Origin of the sequence: Curtobacterium sp. A7_M15 (genome assembly GCF_030705415.1) — a bacterium.
Classification (GTDB): domain Bacteria; phylum Actinomycetota; class Actinomycetes; order Actinomycetales; family Microbacteriaceae; genus Curtobacterium.
Map to the genome: position 1 here is coordinate 1 of NZ_JAUZED010000078.1, position 16,828 is coordinate 16,828.

Below are 16,828 nucleotides of genomic sequence, written 5' to 3' on the forward strand. Positions count from 1 at the left end.
CGCTCGCGCACGCGCCCCGCCCGCGCACGCGCCCCGCTCGCGCGCCTGTCCCGCCGGCCTGCGCGGGGCGCCGACGCTCAGTCGTTGCCGACCGAGCAGGTCTCCTCGGATGCGCTCTGGCCGGTGATCGACGACGGCAACGGCGTCGCGGACCCGGTCGCGGCGCTCGTGGCGGTGCCGGACGCCGAACCGGAAGTCGTGCCGCTGCCCGCGGTGCTCCCCGTGGACGTCCCGGCGGACGACCCGCCGGCGGACGATCCGGCCGACGACGACCCCGCCGAGGGTGCAGCAGTCGCCGTCCCGCTCGCTCCCGAGGACTCCTCGGACGCCCGTCCCGTGCTCGAGTCGCTCAGCGAGGTCTTCTGGTCGTTCTGCAGTGCGACGTTGAGGGCGTGGGCGGCGTCCTGCTCGACGATCACCCGGGCGTTGTCGTCCGGGTCGTCCGCGACCGGGTACTGCACGAAGAGCATGTTCGCCGTGCTCATGCCGCGCAGCGCCCCGGCGAGCCCGACGAGCGTGCGGGCCTGGGCGAGGCCGTCGGACAGCGTCATGTTCGACAGCGCGGCACCGGCGAGCTTGTAGAGCGTGATCGGGTTCGAGAGCGTCCCGTCCGAGGTGACCTTCCGCAGCAGGGCCGACAGGAACACCTGCTGCGAGCTGATGCGGGCGAGGTCGCTGCCGTCGCCGACACCGTGCCGGGTGCGGAGGAACGCGAGTGCGTCCGAGCCCTCGAGGTTGTGCGAACCGGCCGTCAGGTGCAGGCCGGTGTAGGAGTCGTTGATCGGGTCCGCGACGCACACGTCCACGCCGCCGAGGGCGTTCGACATCTCGATGACGCCGTCGAACGTGATGAGGCCTGCGTAGGGGATGCTCAGCCCGGTGAGGTTCTCGACGGTGTCGACGACGCACGAGACGCCGCCGTTCCCGAGCGCCGTGTTGAACTGCGCGGACGTGGCCGCCGGGTAGGTCGTGCCGGTCTCGGGGTTCGTGCACGCGGGGATCGGCACCATGAGGTCGCGCGGGAAGCTGACGGCGGTCAGCTGGGTGTGGTCCTGCGAGATGTGGATCAGCATCGTGACGTCGTTCCGGGCGCCCTCGACGTCCTCGTCCGAGTCGAACTGTCCGACCCGGGTGTCGCTGCCGATCAGCAGGATGTTCGCGCCGCCCTTGATCGCGGTGATGTCGGCGGACTGCGCGGTGCTCTGGTCGTCCGTGCTGAGCTTGACCGTCCGCGGCGCGGTGGCGAGCTGCGCGCCGGCGATGGCGGCGACGCTGGTCCCGCTCACCAGCACGACGGCCACGGCGGAGGCCACGATCGACGCGAGCGTGCCCCAGCCGCGGCGGCGGGGGAGGCGGCCGTGGCGGGCGAACGGGCGTCGGGTGGCGTCGGGCACGTGGTCTCCGTTCGGTGGTCCGCGCGGGTCGGTCTGCACGGGCGAGGGGCGAAGGTCACGCTAGGGGCCGCTCGCCAGCGGGACCCCGGAGCGCGCCGTCAAACCACTGTGGAACGCTCAGACTGCCCTGTGAAGCCCCAGACGTGGGGACTTCGCCGTCTCCACTTGGCAATCCTGGGTTTACCACATAAGATCGATCTTTGGTGTGCCATGCCCCTTGGGCGTGGCGCCCGACCCGCAGACCGGCTCGGGGATCACACCGGTAATCCAACCAAGCGACAGTGAGGCTATGGCCAAGAAAGACGGCGTCATCGAGATCGAGGGCTCGGTGCTCGAAGCTCTGCCCAACGCGATGTTCCGCGTTGAGCTGACCAACGGACACAAGGTCCTCGCGCACATCTCCGGGAAGATGCGCCATCACTACATCCGCATCCTCCCCGAGGACCGCGTGATCGTGGAGCTGAGCCCGTACGACCTGACCCGCGGCCGGATCGTCTACCGCTACAAGTGATCCGCGAGCTGGAAAGGAACGGCCCGGCAACCCTGCCGGGCACGAAGCCAGCGAGCACGAGGAAAGAACAATGAAGGTCAACCCCAGCGTCAAGCCCATCTGCGAGCACTGCCGTGTCATCCGCCGCAAGGGCCGCGTCATGGTGATCTGCAAGAGCAACCCGCGTCACAAGCAGCGCCAGGGCTAGTCCCGGCTGCCTGACGCGATCGCCTCCGGGCGACTGCGAGCAGGATCCACAACTCAACATCGAACGCAGTACCAAGAACCGCGCGAGCGGGGACACCTCGGGGCGGAGGCCCGAGCACCGGTACTGCTCCACACCTCCATCGACAACAGGAGCAGCCAGCACATGGCACGTCTAGCAGGCGTCGACATCCCGCGCGAGAAGCGCGTGGAGATCGCACTCACGTACATCTACGGCGTCGGCCGTACCCGCGCGGTCCAGGCACTCGCCGAGACCGGTATCTCCGGTGACATCCGCGTCAAGGACCTGACCGACGACCAGCTCGTCGCCCTCCGCGACTTCATCGAGGGCAACTTCAAGGTGGAGGGTGACCTCCGCCGTGAGGTCGCAGCCGACATCCGCCGCAAGGTCGAGATCGGTAGCTACGAGGGTCTTCGCCACCGTCGTGGTCTCCCGGTGCGCGGTCAGCGCACCAAGACCAACGCGCGTACCCGCAAGGGACCGAAGCGCACCGTGGCAGGCAAGAAGAAGGCTCGATAGGAGACCCCGATGGCTACCCCCAAGACTGCCGCGCGCAAGCCGCGCCGCAAGGAGAAGAAGAACGTCGCCGTGGGCCAGGCCCACATCAAGAGCACGTTCAACAACACGATCGTCAGCATCACCGACCCGTCGGGCGCCGTCCTCAGCTGGGCGTCCTCGGGTGCCGTGGGCTTCAAGGGTTCGCGGAAGTCGACGCCGTTCGCGGCGCAGCTCGCCGCCGAGTCCGCCGCGCGTCAGGCGCAGGAGCACGGCGTCAAGAAGGTCGACGTCTTCGTGAAGGGTCCGGGTTCGGGCCGCGAGACCGCGATCCGCTCCCTCCAGGCCGCTGGCCTCGAGGTCGGCTCGATCAACGACGTCACGCCGCAGGCGCACAACGGGTGCCGCCCGCCCAAGCGCCGCCGCGTCTGACGCGAGGAGCAACCGGCCGTTCCCCGCTCGTTCCCTGACCGGGGCGAGCGGGGCCGGCCATTCCTGGTCGTTCGATCGCGCACCCCGGGCCGTCACGGTCCGGGCGTGCGCGTGATCACAACTCAACAGACCCGTCGGGGCCCGGTCGGCCCCGTCGTACCGCCGAGTGTCATATAGCGGACACTCCGCCGAAAGGAATCCCACAGTGCTCATTGCACAGCGCCCCACCCTGACCGAGGAGACGATCTCCGAGTTCCGCTCGCGCTTCGTCATCGAGCCGCTCGAGCCGGGCTTCGGTTACACCCTCGGCAACTCGCTGCGCCGCACGCTCCTCTCCTCGATCCCCGGTGCGGCTGTCACCAGCATCCGCATCGACGGCGTCCTCCACGAGTTCAGCACCGTTCCCGGTGTCAAGGAAGACGTCACCGAGATCATCCTCAACATCAAGAGCCTGGTCGTCTCCAGCGAGCACGACGAGCCGATCACGGCGTACCTGCGCAAGCAGGGTGCCGGTCAGGTCACCGCAGCGGACATCTCCGCCCCGGCCGGTGTCGAGATCCACAACCCGGACCTCGTCATCGCGACCCTGAACGACACCGCACGCTTCGAGCTGGAGCTGACGATCGAGCGTGGCCGCGGCTACGTCTCGGCGACGCAGAACCGTTCGGAGTTCAGCGAGGCCGGTCAGATCCCGATCGACTCGATCTACTCGCCGGTCCTCAAGGTCACCTACCGCGTCGAGGCGACGCGTGCCGGTGAGCGCACGGACTTCGACCGCCTGGTCGTCGACGTCGAGTCGAAGCCGGCCATCACGCCGCGCGACGCCATCGCGTCGGCCGGTCGCACGCTCGTCGAGCTGTTCGGGCTCGCCCGCGAGCTCAACACCGCGGCCGAGGGCATCGAGATCGGCCCCGCGCCGGTCGACGCCGTGCTCTCGAACGAGCTGCAGACCCCGATCGAGGACCTGGACCTGTCGGTCCGCAGCTACAACTGCCTCAAGCGGGAGGGCATCAACACGGTGTCCGAGCTCGTCGCCCTGTCGGAGACGCAGCTCATGAACATCCGCAACTTCGGTCAGAAGTCGGTGGACGAGGTCAAGGACAAGCTCACCGAGCTCGGCCTGTCCCTCAAGGACACCGTCCCCGGATTCGACGGCGCCCACTTCTACAGCGGGTACGACGAGGACGAGTCCAACAACTGACCTCGCGCTGACGCGCACGCGTGCCGCTGACGCAGCGCGCACCACCATCACCACTGGAGAACTGACATGCCGAAGCCCACCAAGGGCCCCCGCCTCGGTGGCGGTCCCGCCCACGAGCGCCTGCTCCTGAGCAACCTCGCCAACGCCCTCTTCACGCACGGCCGCATCACGACGACCGAGACGAAGGCCAAGCGCCTCCGTCCCGTCGCCGAGCGGCTCATCACGTTCGCGAAGCGTGGCGACCTGCACGCCCGTCGTCGTGTGATCAGCATCCTGCGCGACAAGTCCGTCGTGCACACGCTGTTCACCGAGATCGCCCCGCAGGTCGAGGACCGTCAGGGCGGCTACACCCGTATCACGAAGCTCGGCTTCCGCAAGGGCGACAACGCGCCCCTCGCGTCGATCGAGCTCGTCCTCGAGCCGGTGTCGAGCACGCCGGCACCGGTCAAGCGCGACGCGGCACCCGCCGCTGCTGCTCCGGTCGAGGAGCCCGCCGCGGACGAGACCACCGACGAGGCCCCGGTCGAGGAGACCGAGACCACGGAGGAGTCCGCCCCCGTCGCCGACGAGACCGAGACCGAGGCTGCTGCCGAGGTCGAGGCCGACGCCGCCGAGAAGTCGGACGACAAGTAGTCGCAGCACCACCACCACGAGGAAGCCCCCGCAGCACGCGTTGCGGGGGCTTCCTCGCGTCCTGGAGGTGACCGAAGGGCGGCCGGGAGGCGCGGTGCGGGCCCGCCACGTTCCTCCAGGACCGGAAGCGGTCCAGCCGCAGAACGCGGAACCGCAGCGATGCACAGGTGCCACCGGCGTATCGTGACCGGCCGACACCACGAGAGGGACGGATGCAGTTCGACCACATCGCCGGCGTGGGCACCCGGGTCTGGCGGTGGAGCCGGACCTCCGGGACGCAGCCGCGGCTGTTGCACGCAGCGAAGGCCGCCGCCGCTGCGGTCCTCGCGTGGTTCATCGCCAGACACGTGCCCGGCGTCGCTGCGGAGTACCCGTACTACGCGCCGCTCGGAGCCGTCGTGGCGATGCAGGCGACGGTGTTCGCGGGCATCCGGAGCGGTGTGCAGACCCTCGTGGGGATCGCGCTCGGCATCGGCATCGCCGGGTTCACGATGTGGGTCGGGGACCCGGGCTTCCTGGCGATCGCGCTGGCCGTCGGCATCGGCGTGCTCGTGGGCGGGTTCCGGGTCCTCGGCGAGGGGAGCTCCTGGGTGTCGACCGCCGCGCTCTTCGTCCTGCTCGTGGGCGGCGCGCACGCCGAGGGGTACTCGCTCGGGTACCTGGTGCAGATGGCCGTCGGGGTGGTTGTGGGCCTGCTGGTGAACTTCCTCGTCTTCCCGCCCCTGCGCTTCTGGGACGCCGAGCACCGGATCGACGCGGTCAACGGGGTGCTCGCCGACCACCTGGACGGGCTCGCCGCGGTCCTCGAGGACGGCGAGCGCGACGAACGGGCGTGGGACCGGCAGCAGGACAGGCTCGACCGTGCCATCGCCGACGTCCGCACGCGGGTGTCGATCGCCCACGAGAGCCGGCGGCTGAACCCGCGCGGAGCACTCCGGGGATCGCGTGCGCGGCTCGAGCAGGACGGCGCCCGGTTCCGAGCCCTCGAGCGGGTCGCCTGGTACACGACGGACCTCACCGAGTTGGTCGCCCGGTCGGGTCCGGTGTCCGAGGGACTGGGGCGGCCGGACCCCGAGTTCGCCGAGCCGCTCGCGAAGGCCCTCCGCGAGCTCGCGTGCATGATCCGCGGCGAGTGCCCCGAGGAGGCCGGCGACGACGCGGTCGCCGAGGTCGAGCGGGCACTGGACGCGTCGCGTGAGAACCCGTCGCAGGTGGCGGTCACGTCCGCCGCGCTCGTGGCGATGCGCGGCATCGTGGAGTCCGAGCGGCGGGCGACCAACGACCTCGACACCCGGACGGGACCCTCCGCCTTCGGGAGCCCTCGCGGTTGACGCTGGAATCTATAACCGGACGGTTATAGAGTGGGTCACGTGCACGCATTCGACGTCCTCGGTGACCCCGTCCGACGCCGGCTCACGGAGCTCCTCGCCGAGGGGGACCGGACGGCCGGTGCGCTGACCGACGCCATCGGGACGGAGTTCGGCATCTCCCAGCCCGCGGTCTCCCGCCACCTCCGGGTCCTGCGCGAGGCCGGGTTCGCCACGGCCGTACCCCGAGGGACGGCGCGCGTGTACCGGCTGGAACCCCGCGCCGTCGAGGAACTCGACCGCGCTGTCGAACGCTACCGCGCGCTCTGGCGGCAGCGTCTCGACGCCCTCACGACCGAGATCGCCCGTGGCCGACGTGCCACGGGCCAGACCGAGGAGCACTAATGCGCACCATCGACGGCACCGTCGAGAGCTCGCCCACCGGCGGCTACCTCATCAGGTTCGCCCAGACGTACCCGACCACCGTCGAGGACCTCTGGGACGCCATCACGGACCCCGCCCGGCTCTCGCGGTGGATGGCACCCTACGAGGGCGAGTTCCGTCTCGGTGGACGGTGGCTCGCCCGGTACGACGACGGCAGGGTGTTCACCGAGGGGACGATCACGGCGTGCGATGCCCCGCGGACCTTCACGACGACGTGGCTCGCGCGTGAGGAGCAGGAGACGACGATCACCGTGACGGTCGATGCCGTCGCGGACGGTGCGGCACTCCGACTCGAGCACGACGGCGTCGGCAGCCGGGACTACGCGCCGGGATGGCACACGTACCTCGAGCTCCTCGAGCTCGACCTCGCCGGCGACGTCGAGGGCACAGCGGCCTTCGACTGGGACGCGCGCTACGCCGAACTCCGGGGGCGGTACCCGGACGCCTGATGCAGGGCGGGACAGCGTCGGTCGTCCGTAGACTCGGACCGTGCCCGAACTGCCGCGTGTCGCCGTCCTCGGACCCGTGACCGTCGCGGATCCGACGGGCGCACCGACGGCCGTGCCCGGTGCCCTCGCGCGGTCGTTCCTGACGGCGCTGGTCCTCGCCCGGGGCCATGCCGTCACGACCGAGGCGCTCATCGACGAGCTCTGGCCCACGGACCAGCCACGCGGTGCGCGTGCAGCGCTGCAGACCCTCGTCTCCCGGCTCCGACGCAGCACCGCCGACGGTGTCGTCGTGTCGACCAGCACCGGGTACGCACTCGGGGTCGACCCCGGGTCGGTCGACCTCACGGCTGCCGAGCGTGCGGCCGCCAGCGACGACGTCGCCGTGCTCCGGGCAGCCCTCGACGGCTGGCGGGGCGACCCCGGTGCGGACGTCGACGGGGACCTCGGCGCCGCGCTCGCCGAGCGTGCGGCCGCCGCACGCCGTGCGCTCCGGCGCCGACTCGGCGAGCTCCTGCTCGACCGCGGGGACGCGGTGGAAGCGGCGGCACTGTGGCTCGCCGAGTCCGAGGCGAACCCGTTCGACGAGGTCGCTGTCGCGGGGCGCATGCGCGCGCTGGTCGCCGCGGGCCGGGGCGCCGAGGCACTGGCCGCCTTCGCGACGCACCGCGACCGCCTCGCCGACGAGCTCGGCGCGGACCCGTCAGCCGACCTGGTGCGGTTGAACGCCGACCTGCTCCGCCGGTCCGCGGCCGACTCCGGTCGTGCTCGCCGGGTCGGGCTCCGGGCGGCGCCGAACACGCTGGTCGGACGGCAGGAGGACCTCAGCGCCGTCACGGACCTGCTGTCCCGCAACCGTCTCGTCACGATCCTCGGTGCGGGTGGGCTCGGCAAGACCCGCCTCGCGCAGGCCGTCGCCGCCGAGGTGTCGCCGACCAACGGTGTGGTCGTGTTCGAGCTCGCGCCGATCGCCACCGCCGAGGACGTCGTCCCAGCGCTCGGCGCCCTGCTCGGAGTGGCCGAGTTCCGCTCGGCCCGGGCACTGCGGGACGTCGTCGTCGCCGATCTGCGGGCGCGCGTGGGGCGGGCGCTCGGGGAAGCCCCGACGGTCCTCGTCCTCGACAACTGCGAGCACCTCGTCGCCGACGTCGCCGCCTTCGCCGCAGACCTGCTCGCGAGCATCCCGGACCTCCGGATCCTCACGACCTCCCGGGCGCCGCTCGCGATCGCCGGGGAGGTCGTCGCGCCGCTCGCGCCACTGCCGGTCGAGGCCGACGGGGCCGCGGTGCGACTGTTCACCGAGCGCGCCCGGGCTGCCCGACCCGGAGCCGTGCTGCCCGTGGACACCGTCCGCCGCATCTGCACGCGGCTCGACGGGTCGCCGCTCGCGATCGAGCTCGCCGCGGCCCGCATCCGGGGCATGAGCATCGACGAGATCGAGCGCCGGCTCGACGACCGGTTCGCCCTGCTCCGCGGCGGGGACCGCAGCGCTCCGGAGCGGCACCGCACCCTCCTCGCGGTCATCGAGTGGAGCTGGCGGCTGCTCGACGAGGGCGCGCAGGACCTGCTGACCCGCCTGGCGCTGTTCCCGGACGGCCTGGCCGTGGACGCCGTCGAGGCCGTGGCCGCACCGGACCGACGCGGGGACGCGCTCGACGACCTCGCCGAGCTCGTCGAGCAGTCCCTCGTCCAACTCGTCGAGGTCGAGGGGGAGCCGGTCCGGTACCGGCTGCTCGAGACCGTCCGCGAGTTCGGTGCCGCACGACTCGACGAACGCGGCACCACCGACACCGTGCGCGCCGCGATGATCCGCTGGGGACGTGACTTCGCCGCGGCCCGGAACCTCTTCACGGTGACCGGTCCGCAGCAGTTCGACCGCTTCCACGAGGTCCAGCGCGAGGCCGACAACCTCGTGACCCTGCTCCGCTGGAGCCTCCGCACGGACGACGCCTCGGCCACCGCCCAGGTCTTCGCCGCCCTCGGTGCCTACTGGACGCTCCGGGGCGCCCACGGCGAGGTCACCGCGGTCGCCTCGGACGTGGTCGCGGTCCTGCGCTCTGGTCCGCCCGCGCCCGAGGACCTCGCCGCGGTGCACGTCGGGCTCGTCGTCGCCGGGGCGTCCGCGGCCTTCGACGACCGGCGGACGGCAGCCTCGGCGATCTCCACGCTCCGGCGCCTCCGTCGCACCGGGACGACCGGCTTCCCGGTGCTCGACGCGCAGGCAGCCCTCCTCCTGACGCTCGGTCGTCCGGCGGTGAGTGCCGCACTGCTCGCGCGTCTCCGCGACGACCCCGACGACGGCGTGGCCGGCCTCGCCAACATGCTGAGCGCGCCGCTCGCCGAGAACGACGGGGAGTCCGAGTCGGCCCTGCGGTACGCCACCCGCGCGCAGACGCTCGCGGAGCGAACCGGCGACGCGTGGACGATCGGCACCGTGGCCGTGACCATGACGCAGCTCCTCGCCCAGACCGGACGGTACGCCCAGGCCCTCGAGAACGCCGGCCGCGCCCGGGAACAGCTCGAGCGCTTCGGCGCCGAGGACGACCTGTACGAGATCGGCTGGACCGTCGGACTCTGCTCGGCCGCGACCGGCGCCGTCGACACCGCGCGGTCGATCGCCGCCGAGCTGCAGCACCGGCCGATCGCGGGGCGTGGTGGGTTCGACGGCGACCGCTCGCAGATCGGGGTGCTCGCGGTCGCGATCGGCGCGGAGTGCCTCCGGTTCGAGGGCGACCTCGCCGCGGCCGCCGCGCAGTACACGGCCGCGTGGGACTGGGTCCTGCCGCACCGGAAGGCGACACCGCACTGGACCGTGATGGCGGGCGCCGCGCGGATCGCGGCGGTGGACGAGGCGGCGCTGCACGCGGCCGACGGTGCCGTACCGCGCCTCCGGGACGACGAACGCGCGGTCGCTCGCCGCATCCGCAGCACCGCACTCGTGATGATCCGCGTGCACCCGTGGTGGCTCGACCTGCCCGTCATCGGCACGACGATGGCGGGGCTCGCCGTCGCCGCGGCCCGCAGCGGCCGGTCGATCGACGCCGCTCGGTGCTGGGGCGTCGCCGTGCGGTTCGGCACCCGGCAGGACTTCGCCGTGCTCGGGCACGGTCGGCTCCGTCCGCTCCTCGTCACCGCGGTCGGCGAGGGTCCGGTCGCCGACGCCGAGACGGCCTCGGCCGGATGGGACCGGACCGAGGCCGTCGCAGGGGCGCGGGCGCTGCTCGAGGACCTCCGCTACGCCTTCCGCATGTAGGCGCGGACGGTCAGCGGCGCGAACACCGCGACCACGACGGCGGCACCGAGCAGGCTGATCCAGAGGTCACCGGTGACGGCGCCGTGGTTGATCAGCTCGCGGACGGCGGTGATGAGGTGCGAGATCGGGTTGACCTCGGTGAACCAGCGCAGCCAGCCGGGCAGGGTGTCCGTCGGGACGAACGCGTTCGACAGGAAGGTCAGCGGGAAGAGCACCAGGTTCGCGATGCCCGAGACGCTCGACGCGGTGCGGGCGATCACGCCGAAGTACGCGAAGATCCAGCTGATCGACCAGGCGACGACGATCACGAGCAGGCCTGCCAGCACGATCGCCGCGGCGCCGCCCTCGGGACGGAGACCCATGATGATGCCGACCGTGAACGTGATGGCGGTGGCGATCGCGTACCGAACGGTGTCGGCGAGCAGTGCACCGGCGAGCGGGGCGATGCGGGCGATCGGCAGGGACTTGAAGCGGTCGAACACGCCCTTGTCCATGTCCTCGCGCAGCTGCACACCGGTGACGATCGACGACGTGATGTTCGTCTGCACGAGGATGCCGGGGATGATGACCGGCAGGTAGCTGGCGACGTCACCGGCGATCGCACCACCGAAGATGTACGTGAACATCACGGTGAAGACGATCGGCATGAGCGTCACGTCGAACAGCTGCTCGGGCGTGCGCCGGACCTTGACCAGGCCGCGGTACGCCATCGTGAAGGACTGTCGGACGGTCGCAGCGAGACCGGCACCGCCGATGCCGGGGCGCGGGGCGATCCGCGGTGTCTGCGTGGGGACGGGGGCGATGGTGGTCATGCGATGCTCCCTGCGAGCTCGTGGTCGGCGTCCTCGTCCGTGGTGGCCGGGGCGCCCGTGATGGTGAGGAAGACCTCGTCGAGCGTGGGCTTCTGCACGCTCATCTCGGCGAGGGAGATGCCGGCGTCGCGGAACGACACGAGCAGGTCGGTCACGCGGTCCGGGTCGGACATCGGCGCGGTGAGGCGCGACCCCTCGGGGCTGGCCACCGCGTCGACACCGAGGGTGTTCCGGACGATGGCGCGGGCGGCGTCGAGCCGGAGCGCGTCGGCCAGCCGTAGTTGGAGCGAGCTCGAGCCGATGGAGGCCTTCAGTTCGTCGCCCGTGCCCTCGGCGACGACGCGGCCGTGGTCGATGACGGCGATGCGGTCCGCGAGCTGGTCCGCTTCGTCGAGGTACTGCGTCGTCAGCAGGACGGTGGAGCCGGTCGCGACGAGCTCCCGGATCGTGTCCCACATCTGCGCGCGGGTACGCGGGTCGAGGCCGGTCGTCGGCTCGTCGAGGAACAGCAGCGGCGGCTGCGCGATGAGGCTCGCGGCGAGGTCGAGACGACGACGCATGCCGCCGGAGAAGTTCTTCAGCGGGCGCGAGGCCGCCTCGGTCAGCCCGAAGCGGTCCAGCAGCTCGGAGGCCTTCCGCTTCGACTCTGCTCGGCCCAGGCCGAGCAGGCGGGAGAAGATGACGAGGTTCTCGGTCGCGCTGAGGGTCTCGTCGACGCTGGCGTACTGGCCGGTCACGCCGATGAGCGAGCGGACGGCCTGCGCCTCACGTCGGACGTCGCGCCCGAAGATGCGGGCCTCGCCGGCGTCCGGCTTGAGCAGCGTCGCCAGCATCGAGATGGTGGTGGTCTTCCCGGCGCCGTTGGGGCCGAGCACGCCGTAGACCGTGCCGGCCTCCACACGGAGGTCGACACCGTCCACTGCGCGGTTCGTCCCGAAGGTCTTCACGAGGCCGGAAGCCTCCACCGCGAGCGGTGTGGTGGTCATCGCGGGTCCTTTCTGGTGACTCGACGCGGTTCGTCGATGTCGAGGACGAAGGTGCCGCCGACCACTCACGCGGCACTGACGCGGCACTGACACCGGTGGACGGCGCGCGTCAGCCGCGTGCTGTGGAGGAAGGACGGGAGGCGCGGCTCGGCCCCGGTACGGTGGCTTCGTGGACGAGAGGGCGGGCCTGCAGGGCGGCGGTGACGTCGGCGGCGTCCGGCTGCGGCTGGACATCGCCTACGACGGTGCCGCGTTCTCCGGGTGGGCTCGGCAGCCCGGCCTCCGGACCGTGCAGGGTGCGCTCGAGGCCGCGCTCGCCACCGTCTTCACCCGCTGGGGCGAACCGCCCCTGCTCACCGTCGCCGGACGCACCGACGCCGGCGTGCACGCCACGGGCCAGGTCGCCCACCTCGACCTCACGCCCGCGCAGTGGGGTGCGCTGGTCGCCAAGCGCGGGTCGGGGCGCTCGCCGCTGGACGGACTCGTGAAGCGCGTCAACGGCATCGCCGGACCGGAGGGCGACGTCGTGGTCACCGGGGCCTCGGTCGCGCCCGATGGGTTCGACGCCCGGTTCTCGCCGCTGTGGCGTCGCTACTCCTACCGGATCGCGGACGCCGACGCCCCGCGCGATCCACGTCGACGGGGGCACACGGTGTGGCACCCGACGCGTCTCGACCCGGCGGCGATGGAGCGCGGTGCGCTGCGGCTGCTGGGGCTGCACGACTTCGCGACGTTCTGCAAGCCGCGCGAGGGCGCGACGACCATCCGGACGTTGCAGGAGTTCCGCTGGGACCGCGAGCCGGACGGCGTGCTGGTGGCGCGCCTCCAGGCCGACGCCTTCTGCCACTCGATGGTGCGCGCGATGGTGGGGGCGACGATCGCGGTGGGCGAGGGCCGGTTCGGCGCCGACCGGCTCGAGGAGCTCCGGGTCGCCGAGGCCCGGACGAGCGAGTTCACGGTCGCGCCGGCGAAGGGGCTGACCCTGACCGAGGTCGGGTACCCGGCGGACGACGAGCTCGCCGCGCGGGCGTCGCAGACCCGCGCGCGACGTGGTTCGCCCGACGACGGCGGTAGCGTCGGGGGATGACCTCCCGCGAACCCCGCTCCGTCGTGTCCGTCGCACCCGGGGTGGTGTTCGTCGAGGGGCCCGTCTCGAACTGGGTCGTCCTGGCGGAGGAGGACGGCGTCGCGCTCATCGACGCCGGGTACCCGGCCGACGCCGACCTCGTGCTCGACACCGTGCGGTACGCCGGTCACGAGCTCGACGACCTGCGGCGGATCTACGTCACGCACGGGCACGTCGACCACGTCGGCGGCATCCCCGGCATCCTCGAGCGGTACCCGCACGTCGAGGTGCTCGCCCATGCCGACGAGCTCGACAACGTGCGCGGGCCCGCCCGGCAGCAGGTGACGCCGGCCGAGATCGGTGGACGGCTCGCGGCGCCGCGGGTGCTGCGCTGGCTCGCCCGCGCGATCCGCTCCGACGCCCTGCGGCCCACCGCGGTGCCCACCGCCCGCGCGTTCACCGGCGTGGACTTCGCCGGACGGGCTGTGGCACCCCTGCCGGCCGTCGGGCACACCGTCGGCTCCACCGCGTACCTCCTCCCCGCCGCGAACGCGATCGTCACGGGGGACGCCGTCGTGAGCCGTCACGACACGCAGCCGGCGTCGTGGTCCCCGCGACCCCGGATGATCACGCCGTTCTTCACGGCGGACCAGGCGCTCGCGCTCGAGTCCGCGCGGGCGCTGCCGATCCCCGAGGTCCTGCTCCCGGGGCACGGCCCGGCGGTGCACCGGGTCGGATCGGCGTGGCTGCCCATCGGGCCCTGAGACCGGGTGCCCGTGCGCCCCGATCAGGGGTGGAACGGACAGTTCACCAGCCGGAAACCTGTGGGGCCCCGCAGCTCGGTACGGTGCGATCATGCACAGATCCGTCGGGCGCACCCTGCTGTGCGCCACCGCAGCTGCCGCGCTCGTCGCGGCACCGCTCGTCTCCGTCTCCGCAGCCTCCGCCGATCCCGAGGGCACTGGCCTCGTCATCGCCGAGGCCTACCTCAAGGGCGGCAGCGCGAACCAGCCCTTCACGAACAAGTTCGTCGAGCTCGGCAACCCCACCGACAGCCCCGTCAGCGTCGACGGCTGGTCGGTCCAGTACCGCGCAGCGACCAGCACGGGAGCGCCGTCGGTCGGCAAGCTCGCCGGCTCGGTGCCCGCGCACGGGACGTACCTCGTGCAGATGGGCTCGAACGGATCGAACGGCCAGGCGCTGCCCGAGGCCGACGCCGTCACCGGACTGAACCCCTCCGGGTCGACGGGCACCCTCGTCCTCGCCGACCAGGCGACGGCGCTGACGCTCCCCGCCGGCGCGGTGACGACCGGCACGCCCGGCGTCGTCGACCTGCTCGGCTACGGCACGTCGAACACCTTCGAGACCGCCGTCGCGAAGGCCGGGACGGCCAACTCGGTCCCCGATGCGCTGACCCGCCAGGGGACGACCGACACCGACTCGAACGCCGCCGACTTCTCGGTGACGTCGACCGTCACGCCGGAGAACGCCGCGGGCGAGACCACGCAGCCGACGGACCCGACGGACCCGACGGACCCGACCGACCCGGGCACGCCGACGACACCGGCCGAGCAGGTCACCATCGCGCAGCTGCAGGGGACCACGGACACCTCGCCGTACGCGGGCAAGGCCGTGACCACGGAGGGCGTCGTCACCGCGGTGTACGCCACCGGCGGCTTCAACGGCTACACGATCCAGACCGCCGGCACCGGGGGTGCGCTCGACCTCGCGACGCACACGGCCTCGGACGCCGTCTTCGTCTACTCGTCGGCGACCGCCGGCAGCGTGGCCATCGGGGACGCGGTGCGCCTCACCGGCACGGTGTCCGAGTTCAACGGCCTGACCGAGCTGACGGTCCCGACCGCGGCCGGCCTGGAGAAGCTCCCCGCCGCGGGGGTCGTGCAACCGGTCCCGGCCACCCTGACCCTTCCGCGCACCGACGCACAGCGCGAGTCGCTCGAGAGCATGCTCGTGGCGCCGCAGGGCGACTACACCGTCGCGGACAACTACACGACGAACCAGTACGGCGAGATCGTCCTGGCCGCGGGGAAGCAGCGCCTGCTCCAGCCGACCGAGGTCGCCCGTCCGGGCAGCGCCGAAGCCGCGGCGGTGACCGCGGACAACGCGGCGCGCCAGGTCACCCTCGACGACGGTGCGAGCACGAACTTCCTCAGCGCGGCGAACCAGTCGATCCCGGTGTCGTGGCTCACCCAGGGCCCGGTCACCGTCGGTGCCGCCGCGACCTTCCGCGAGCCGGTCGTCCTCGACTACCGCAACGACTCGTGGAAGTTCCAGCCGACGTCGCCGATCACCGGCGCCACCCCGGCCGCCGACCTGCCGGCGTCGTTCTCGAACGTCCGCACGGCAGCGCCCGAGAACGTCGGCGGCGACGTCCGCCTCGCCGGCTTCAACGTCCTGAACTACTTCCCGACGACCGGCGACCAACTCACCGGCTGCACCTACTACACGGACCGTGACGGCGACCCCGTGACCGTCCGTGGTGGGTGCGACGCCCGTGGTGCCGCGAACGCCGACGACCTCGCCCGCCAGCAGGTGAAGATCGTCAAGGCGATCAACGGGCTCGGCGCCGACGTCGTCTCCCTCGAGGAGATCGAGAACTCCGCCCGCTTCGGCCAGGACCGTGACGCCGCCGTGGCGACCCTCGTGGCCGCGCTCAACGCCGCGACCGGCAAGGACACCTGGGCGTACGCGAAGTCCCCGTCGAAGGTCCCGTCGAGCGAGGACGTGATCCGCCTCGCGCTCATCTACAAGAAGGACCGCGTGCAGCCGGTCGGCGCGTCGACGATCCTCACCGACTCGGACGCCTTCGCGAACGCTCGCCAGCCGCTGGCGCAGGCCTTCGCGCCGGTGGTGACCAAGCCCGGCAAGGGCAAGGGCGTCGAGAAGCCGAAGAAGGCGGACACGTTCCTCGTCATCGCGAACCACTTCAAGTCGAAGGGCTCCGGCACGGGAGCGGACGCCGACCAGGGCGACGGCCAGGGCGCGTCGAACGCCTCGCGCGTCGCGCAGTCGAAGGCGCTGGTGGCGTTCTCGAGCGCGATGCAGAAGACCGCGGGCACCGACAAGGTCTTCATGCTCGGCGACTTCAACGCGTACAGCGAGGAGGACCCGGTGCAGGTCCTCGACGACGCCGGCTACACCGACCTCGGGCCGACCCAGGACCCGACCGAGTGGTCGTACGTCTACAGCGGGCTGAGCGGTTCGCTCGACCACGTGTTCGCCTCGAAGGCCGCGCTCACGACCGTCACGGGCGTGGACATCTGGAACATCAACTCGGTCGAGTCGGTCGGCCTCGAGTACAGCCGGTACGACTACAACGTGACGGACCTGTACCGCGACGACGTGTACCGGGCGAGCGACCACGACCCGATCCTGGTCGGCATCGACCTGCCCGGCGTCGGGACACCCGGACACGGGGACCCGGGCCACGGTGGCGGCTCCGGTGGTGGCGGTCACCCGGTGGCGGACGCCCTCGCGGCGCTCGCCGCGTTGATCGCGTGGCTGCGGAGCCTGTTCGGCTGATCGAGTGAGCAGAAATGGTCGGGTTCGTGGTGCGGACCCGACCATTTCTGCTCACTGAACGCAGCCCTCGCCGTGACCACCTGACGGACGGGAGGCGCGG

At 71.9% G+C, this 16,828-nt stretch carries 16 protein-coding genes; 13 read left to right on the forward strand and 3 right to left on the reverse strand.

Going from position 1 to position 16,828, the window contains the following annotated elements; genetic code table 11:
* Nucleotides 1-77: 77 nt before the first annotated feature.
* Nucleotides 78-1,394 (reverse strand): LCP family protein, encoded by a 1,317-nt coding sequence (locus Q7F20_RS13365; RefSeq protein WP_305740574.1) that lies wholly within the window; start codon nucleotides 1,392-1,394, stop codon nucleotides 78-80.
* Between the two features lie 289 nt (nucleotides 1,395-1,683).
* On the opposite strand from Q7F20_RS13365, the gene infA reads away from it, so the two are divergent.
* From infA to Q7F20_RS13415, 10 genes are all read left to right on the forward strand, one after another.
* Nucleotides 1,684-1,905, forward strand: a complete 222-nt coding sequence (infA, locus tag Q7F20_RS13370) for a translation initiation factor IF-1 (RefSeq protein WP_305740575.1) — start codon at nucleotides 1,684-1,686, stop codon at nucleotides 1,903-1,905.
* Between the two features lie 70 nt (nucleotides 1,906-1,975).
* Nucleotides 1,976-2,092, forward strand: coding sequence for a 50S ribosomal protein L36 (gene rpmJ / locus Q7F20_RS13375; protein ID WP_022903266.1), 117 nt, complete (start codon nucleotides 1,976-1,978; stop codon nucleotides 2,090-2,092).
* Nucleotides 2,093-2,254: 162 nt separating this feature from the next.
* Nucleotides 2,255-2,629 carry a 30S ribosomal protein S13 gene (gene rpsM / locus Q7F20_RS13380; protein WP_058728274.1) on the forward strand — a complete coding sequence of 125 codons (375 nt, stop codon included), beginning with the start codon at nucleotides 2,255-2,257 and terminating at the stop codon, nucleotides 2,627-2,629.
* 9 nt (nucleotides 2,630-2,638) lie between these two features.
* Complete coding sequence (gene rpsK / locus Q7F20_RS13385; protein WP_017885507.1) at nucleotides 2,639-3,037, forward strand: 30S ribosomal protein S11; 399 nt, start codon at nucleotides 2,639-2,641, stop codon at nucleotides 3,035-3,037.
* Nucleotides 3,038-3,242: 205 nt separating this feature from the next.
* The gene (locus Q7F20_RS13390) at nucleotides 3,243-4,238 is read left to right on the forward strand and encodes a DNA-directed RNA polymerase subunit alpha (protein WP_022906362.1); all 996 of its coding nucleotides are present in this window, start codon (nucleotides 3,243-3,245) and stop codon (nucleotides 4,236-4,238) included.
* Between the two features lie 66 nt (nucleotides 4,239-4,304).
* A complete protein-coding gene (gene rplQ, locus Q7F20_RS13395) occupies nucleotides 4,305-4,871 on the forward strand; it encodes a 50S ribosomal protein L17 (protein WP_305740576.1) in 567 nt (188 codons plus the stop codon).
* Between the two features lie 212 nt (nucleotides 4,872-5,083).
* Entirely contained in the window at nucleotides 5,084-6,202 is a 1,119-nt protein-coding gene (locus Q7F20_RS13400; RefSeq protein ID WP_305740577.1) for an aromatic acid exporter family protein, read from the forward strand.
* 39 nt (nucleotides 6,203-6,241) lie between these two features.
* Nucleotides 6,242-6,583: a helix-turn-helix transcriptional regulator gene (locus Q7F20_RS13405; RefSeq protein ID WP_305740578.1), complete on the forward strand. Its 342-nt coding sequence runs from the start codon at nucleotides 6,242-6,244 to the stop codon at nucleotides 6,581-6,583.
* Nucleotides 6,583-7,071: an SRPBCC domain-containing protein gene (locus Q7F20_RS13410; RefSeq protein WP_305740579.1), complete on the forward strand. Its 489-nt coding sequence runs from the start codon at nucleotides 6,583-6,585 to the stop codon at nucleotides 7,069-7,071. Before Q7F20_RS13405 ends, Q7F20_RS13410 begins: the two co-directional genes overlap by 1 nt.
* Nucleotides 7,072-7,111: 40 nt before the next feature.
* Nucleotides 7,112-10,321, forward strand: a complete 3,210-nt coding sequence (locus tag Q7F20_RS13415) for a BTAD domain-containing putative transcriptional regulator (RefSeq protein ID WP_305740580.1) — start codon at nucleotides 7,112-7,114, stop codon at nucleotides 10,319-10,321.
* Here Q7F20_RS13415 and Q7F20_RS13420 read toward each other — a convergent pair.
* Entirely contained in the window at nucleotides 10,303-11,133 is an 831-nt protein-coding gene (locus tag Q7F20_RS13420; protein WP_305740581.1) for an ABC transporter permease, read from the reverse strand. The genes Q7F20_RS13415 and Q7F20_RS13420 overlap by 19 nt on opposite strands.
* Nucleotides 11,130-12,119 carry an ATP-binding cassette domain-containing protein gene (locus Q7F20_RS13425; protein ID WP_305740582.1) on the reverse strand — a complete coding sequence of 330 codons (990 nt, stop codon included), beginning with the start codon at nucleotides 12,117-12,119 and terminating at the stop codon, nucleotides 11,130-11,132. The genes Q7F20_RS13420 and Q7F20_RS13425 overlap by 4 nt, the downstream gene beginning before the upstream one ends.
* 169 nt (nucleotides 12,120-12,288) lie before the next feature.
* On the opposite strand from Q7F20_RS13425, the gene Q7F20_RS13430 reads away from it, so the two are divergent.
* The 3 genes from Q7F20_RS13430 to Q7F20_RS13440 all read left to right on the forward strand — a co-directional run bounded on the left by Q7F20_RS13430 (nucleotide 12,289) and on the right by Q7F20_RS13440 (nucleotide 16,728).
* Nucleotides 12,289-13,206 (forward strand): tRNA pseudouridine(38-40) synthase TruA, encoded by a 918-nt coding sequence (locus Q7F20_RS13430; protein ID WP_305740583.1) that lies wholly within the window; start codon nucleotides 12,289-12,291, stop codon nucleotides 13,204-13,206.
* On the forward strand, nucleotides 13,203-13,949 hold the full coding sequence (locus Q7F20_RS13435) for an MBL fold metallo-hydrolase (RefSeq protein ID WP_305740584.1): 747 nt from the start codon (nucleotides 13,203-13,205) through the stop codon (nucleotides 13,947-13,949). Before Q7F20_RS13430 ends, Q7F20_RS13435 begins: the two co-directional genes overlap by 4 nt.
* 91 nt (nucleotides 13,950-14,040) lie before the next feature.
* Nucleotides 14,041-16,728, forward strand: a complete 2,688-nt coding sequence (locus Q7F20_RS13440) for an ExeM/NucH family extracellular endonuclease (protein ID WP_305740585.1) — start codon at nucleotides 14,041-14,043, stop codon at nucleotides 16,726-16,728.
* The last annotated feature ends 100 nt before the right edge of the window (nucleotides 16,729-16,828 follow it).

Coding starts and splice junctions, on each gene's coding strand:
- infA (WP_305740575.1), top strand. CDS start 1,684: ATGGCCAAGAAAGACGGCGTCATCGAGATCGAGGGCTCGGTGCTCGAA.
- rpmJ (WP_022903266.1), top strand. CDS start 1,976: ATGAAGGTCAACCCCAGCGTCAAGCCCATCTGCGAGCACTGCCGTGTC.
- rpsM (WP_058728274.1), top strand. CDS start 2,255: ATGGCACGTCTAGCAGGCGTCGACATCCCGCGCGAGAAGCGCGTGGAG.
- rpsK (WP_017885507.1), top strand. CDS start 2,639: ATGGCTACCCCCAAGACTGCCGCGCGCAAGCCGCGCCGCAAGGAGAAG.
- rplQ (WP_305740576.1), top strand. CDS start 4,305: ATGCCGAAGCCCACCAAGGGCCCCCGCCTCGGTGGCGGTCCCGCCCAC.
- Q7F20_RS13400 (WP_305740577.1), top strand. CDS start 5,084: ATGCAGTTCGACCACATCGCCGGCGTGGGCACCCGGGTCTGGCGGTGG.
- Q7F20_RS13410 (WP_305740579.1), top strand. CDS start 6,583: ATGCGCACCATCGACGGCACCGTCGAGAGCTCGCCCACCGGCGGCTAC.
- Q7F20_RS13420 (WP_305740581.1), bottom strand. CDS start 11,133: ATGACCACCATCGCCCCCGTCCCCACGCAGACACCGCGGATCGCCCCG.
- Q7F20_RS13425 (WP_305740582.1), bottom strand. CDS start 12,119: ATGACCACCACACCGCTCGCGGTGGAGGCTTCCGGCCTCGTGAAGACC.
- Q7F20_RS13435 (WP_305740584.1), top strand. CDS start 13,203: ATGACCTCCCGCGAACCCCGCTCCGTCGTGTCCGTCGCACCCGGGGTG.
- Q7F20_RS13440 (WP_305740585.1), top strand. CDS start 14,041: ATGCACAGATCCGTCGGGCGCACCCTGCTGTGCGCCACCGCAGCTGCC.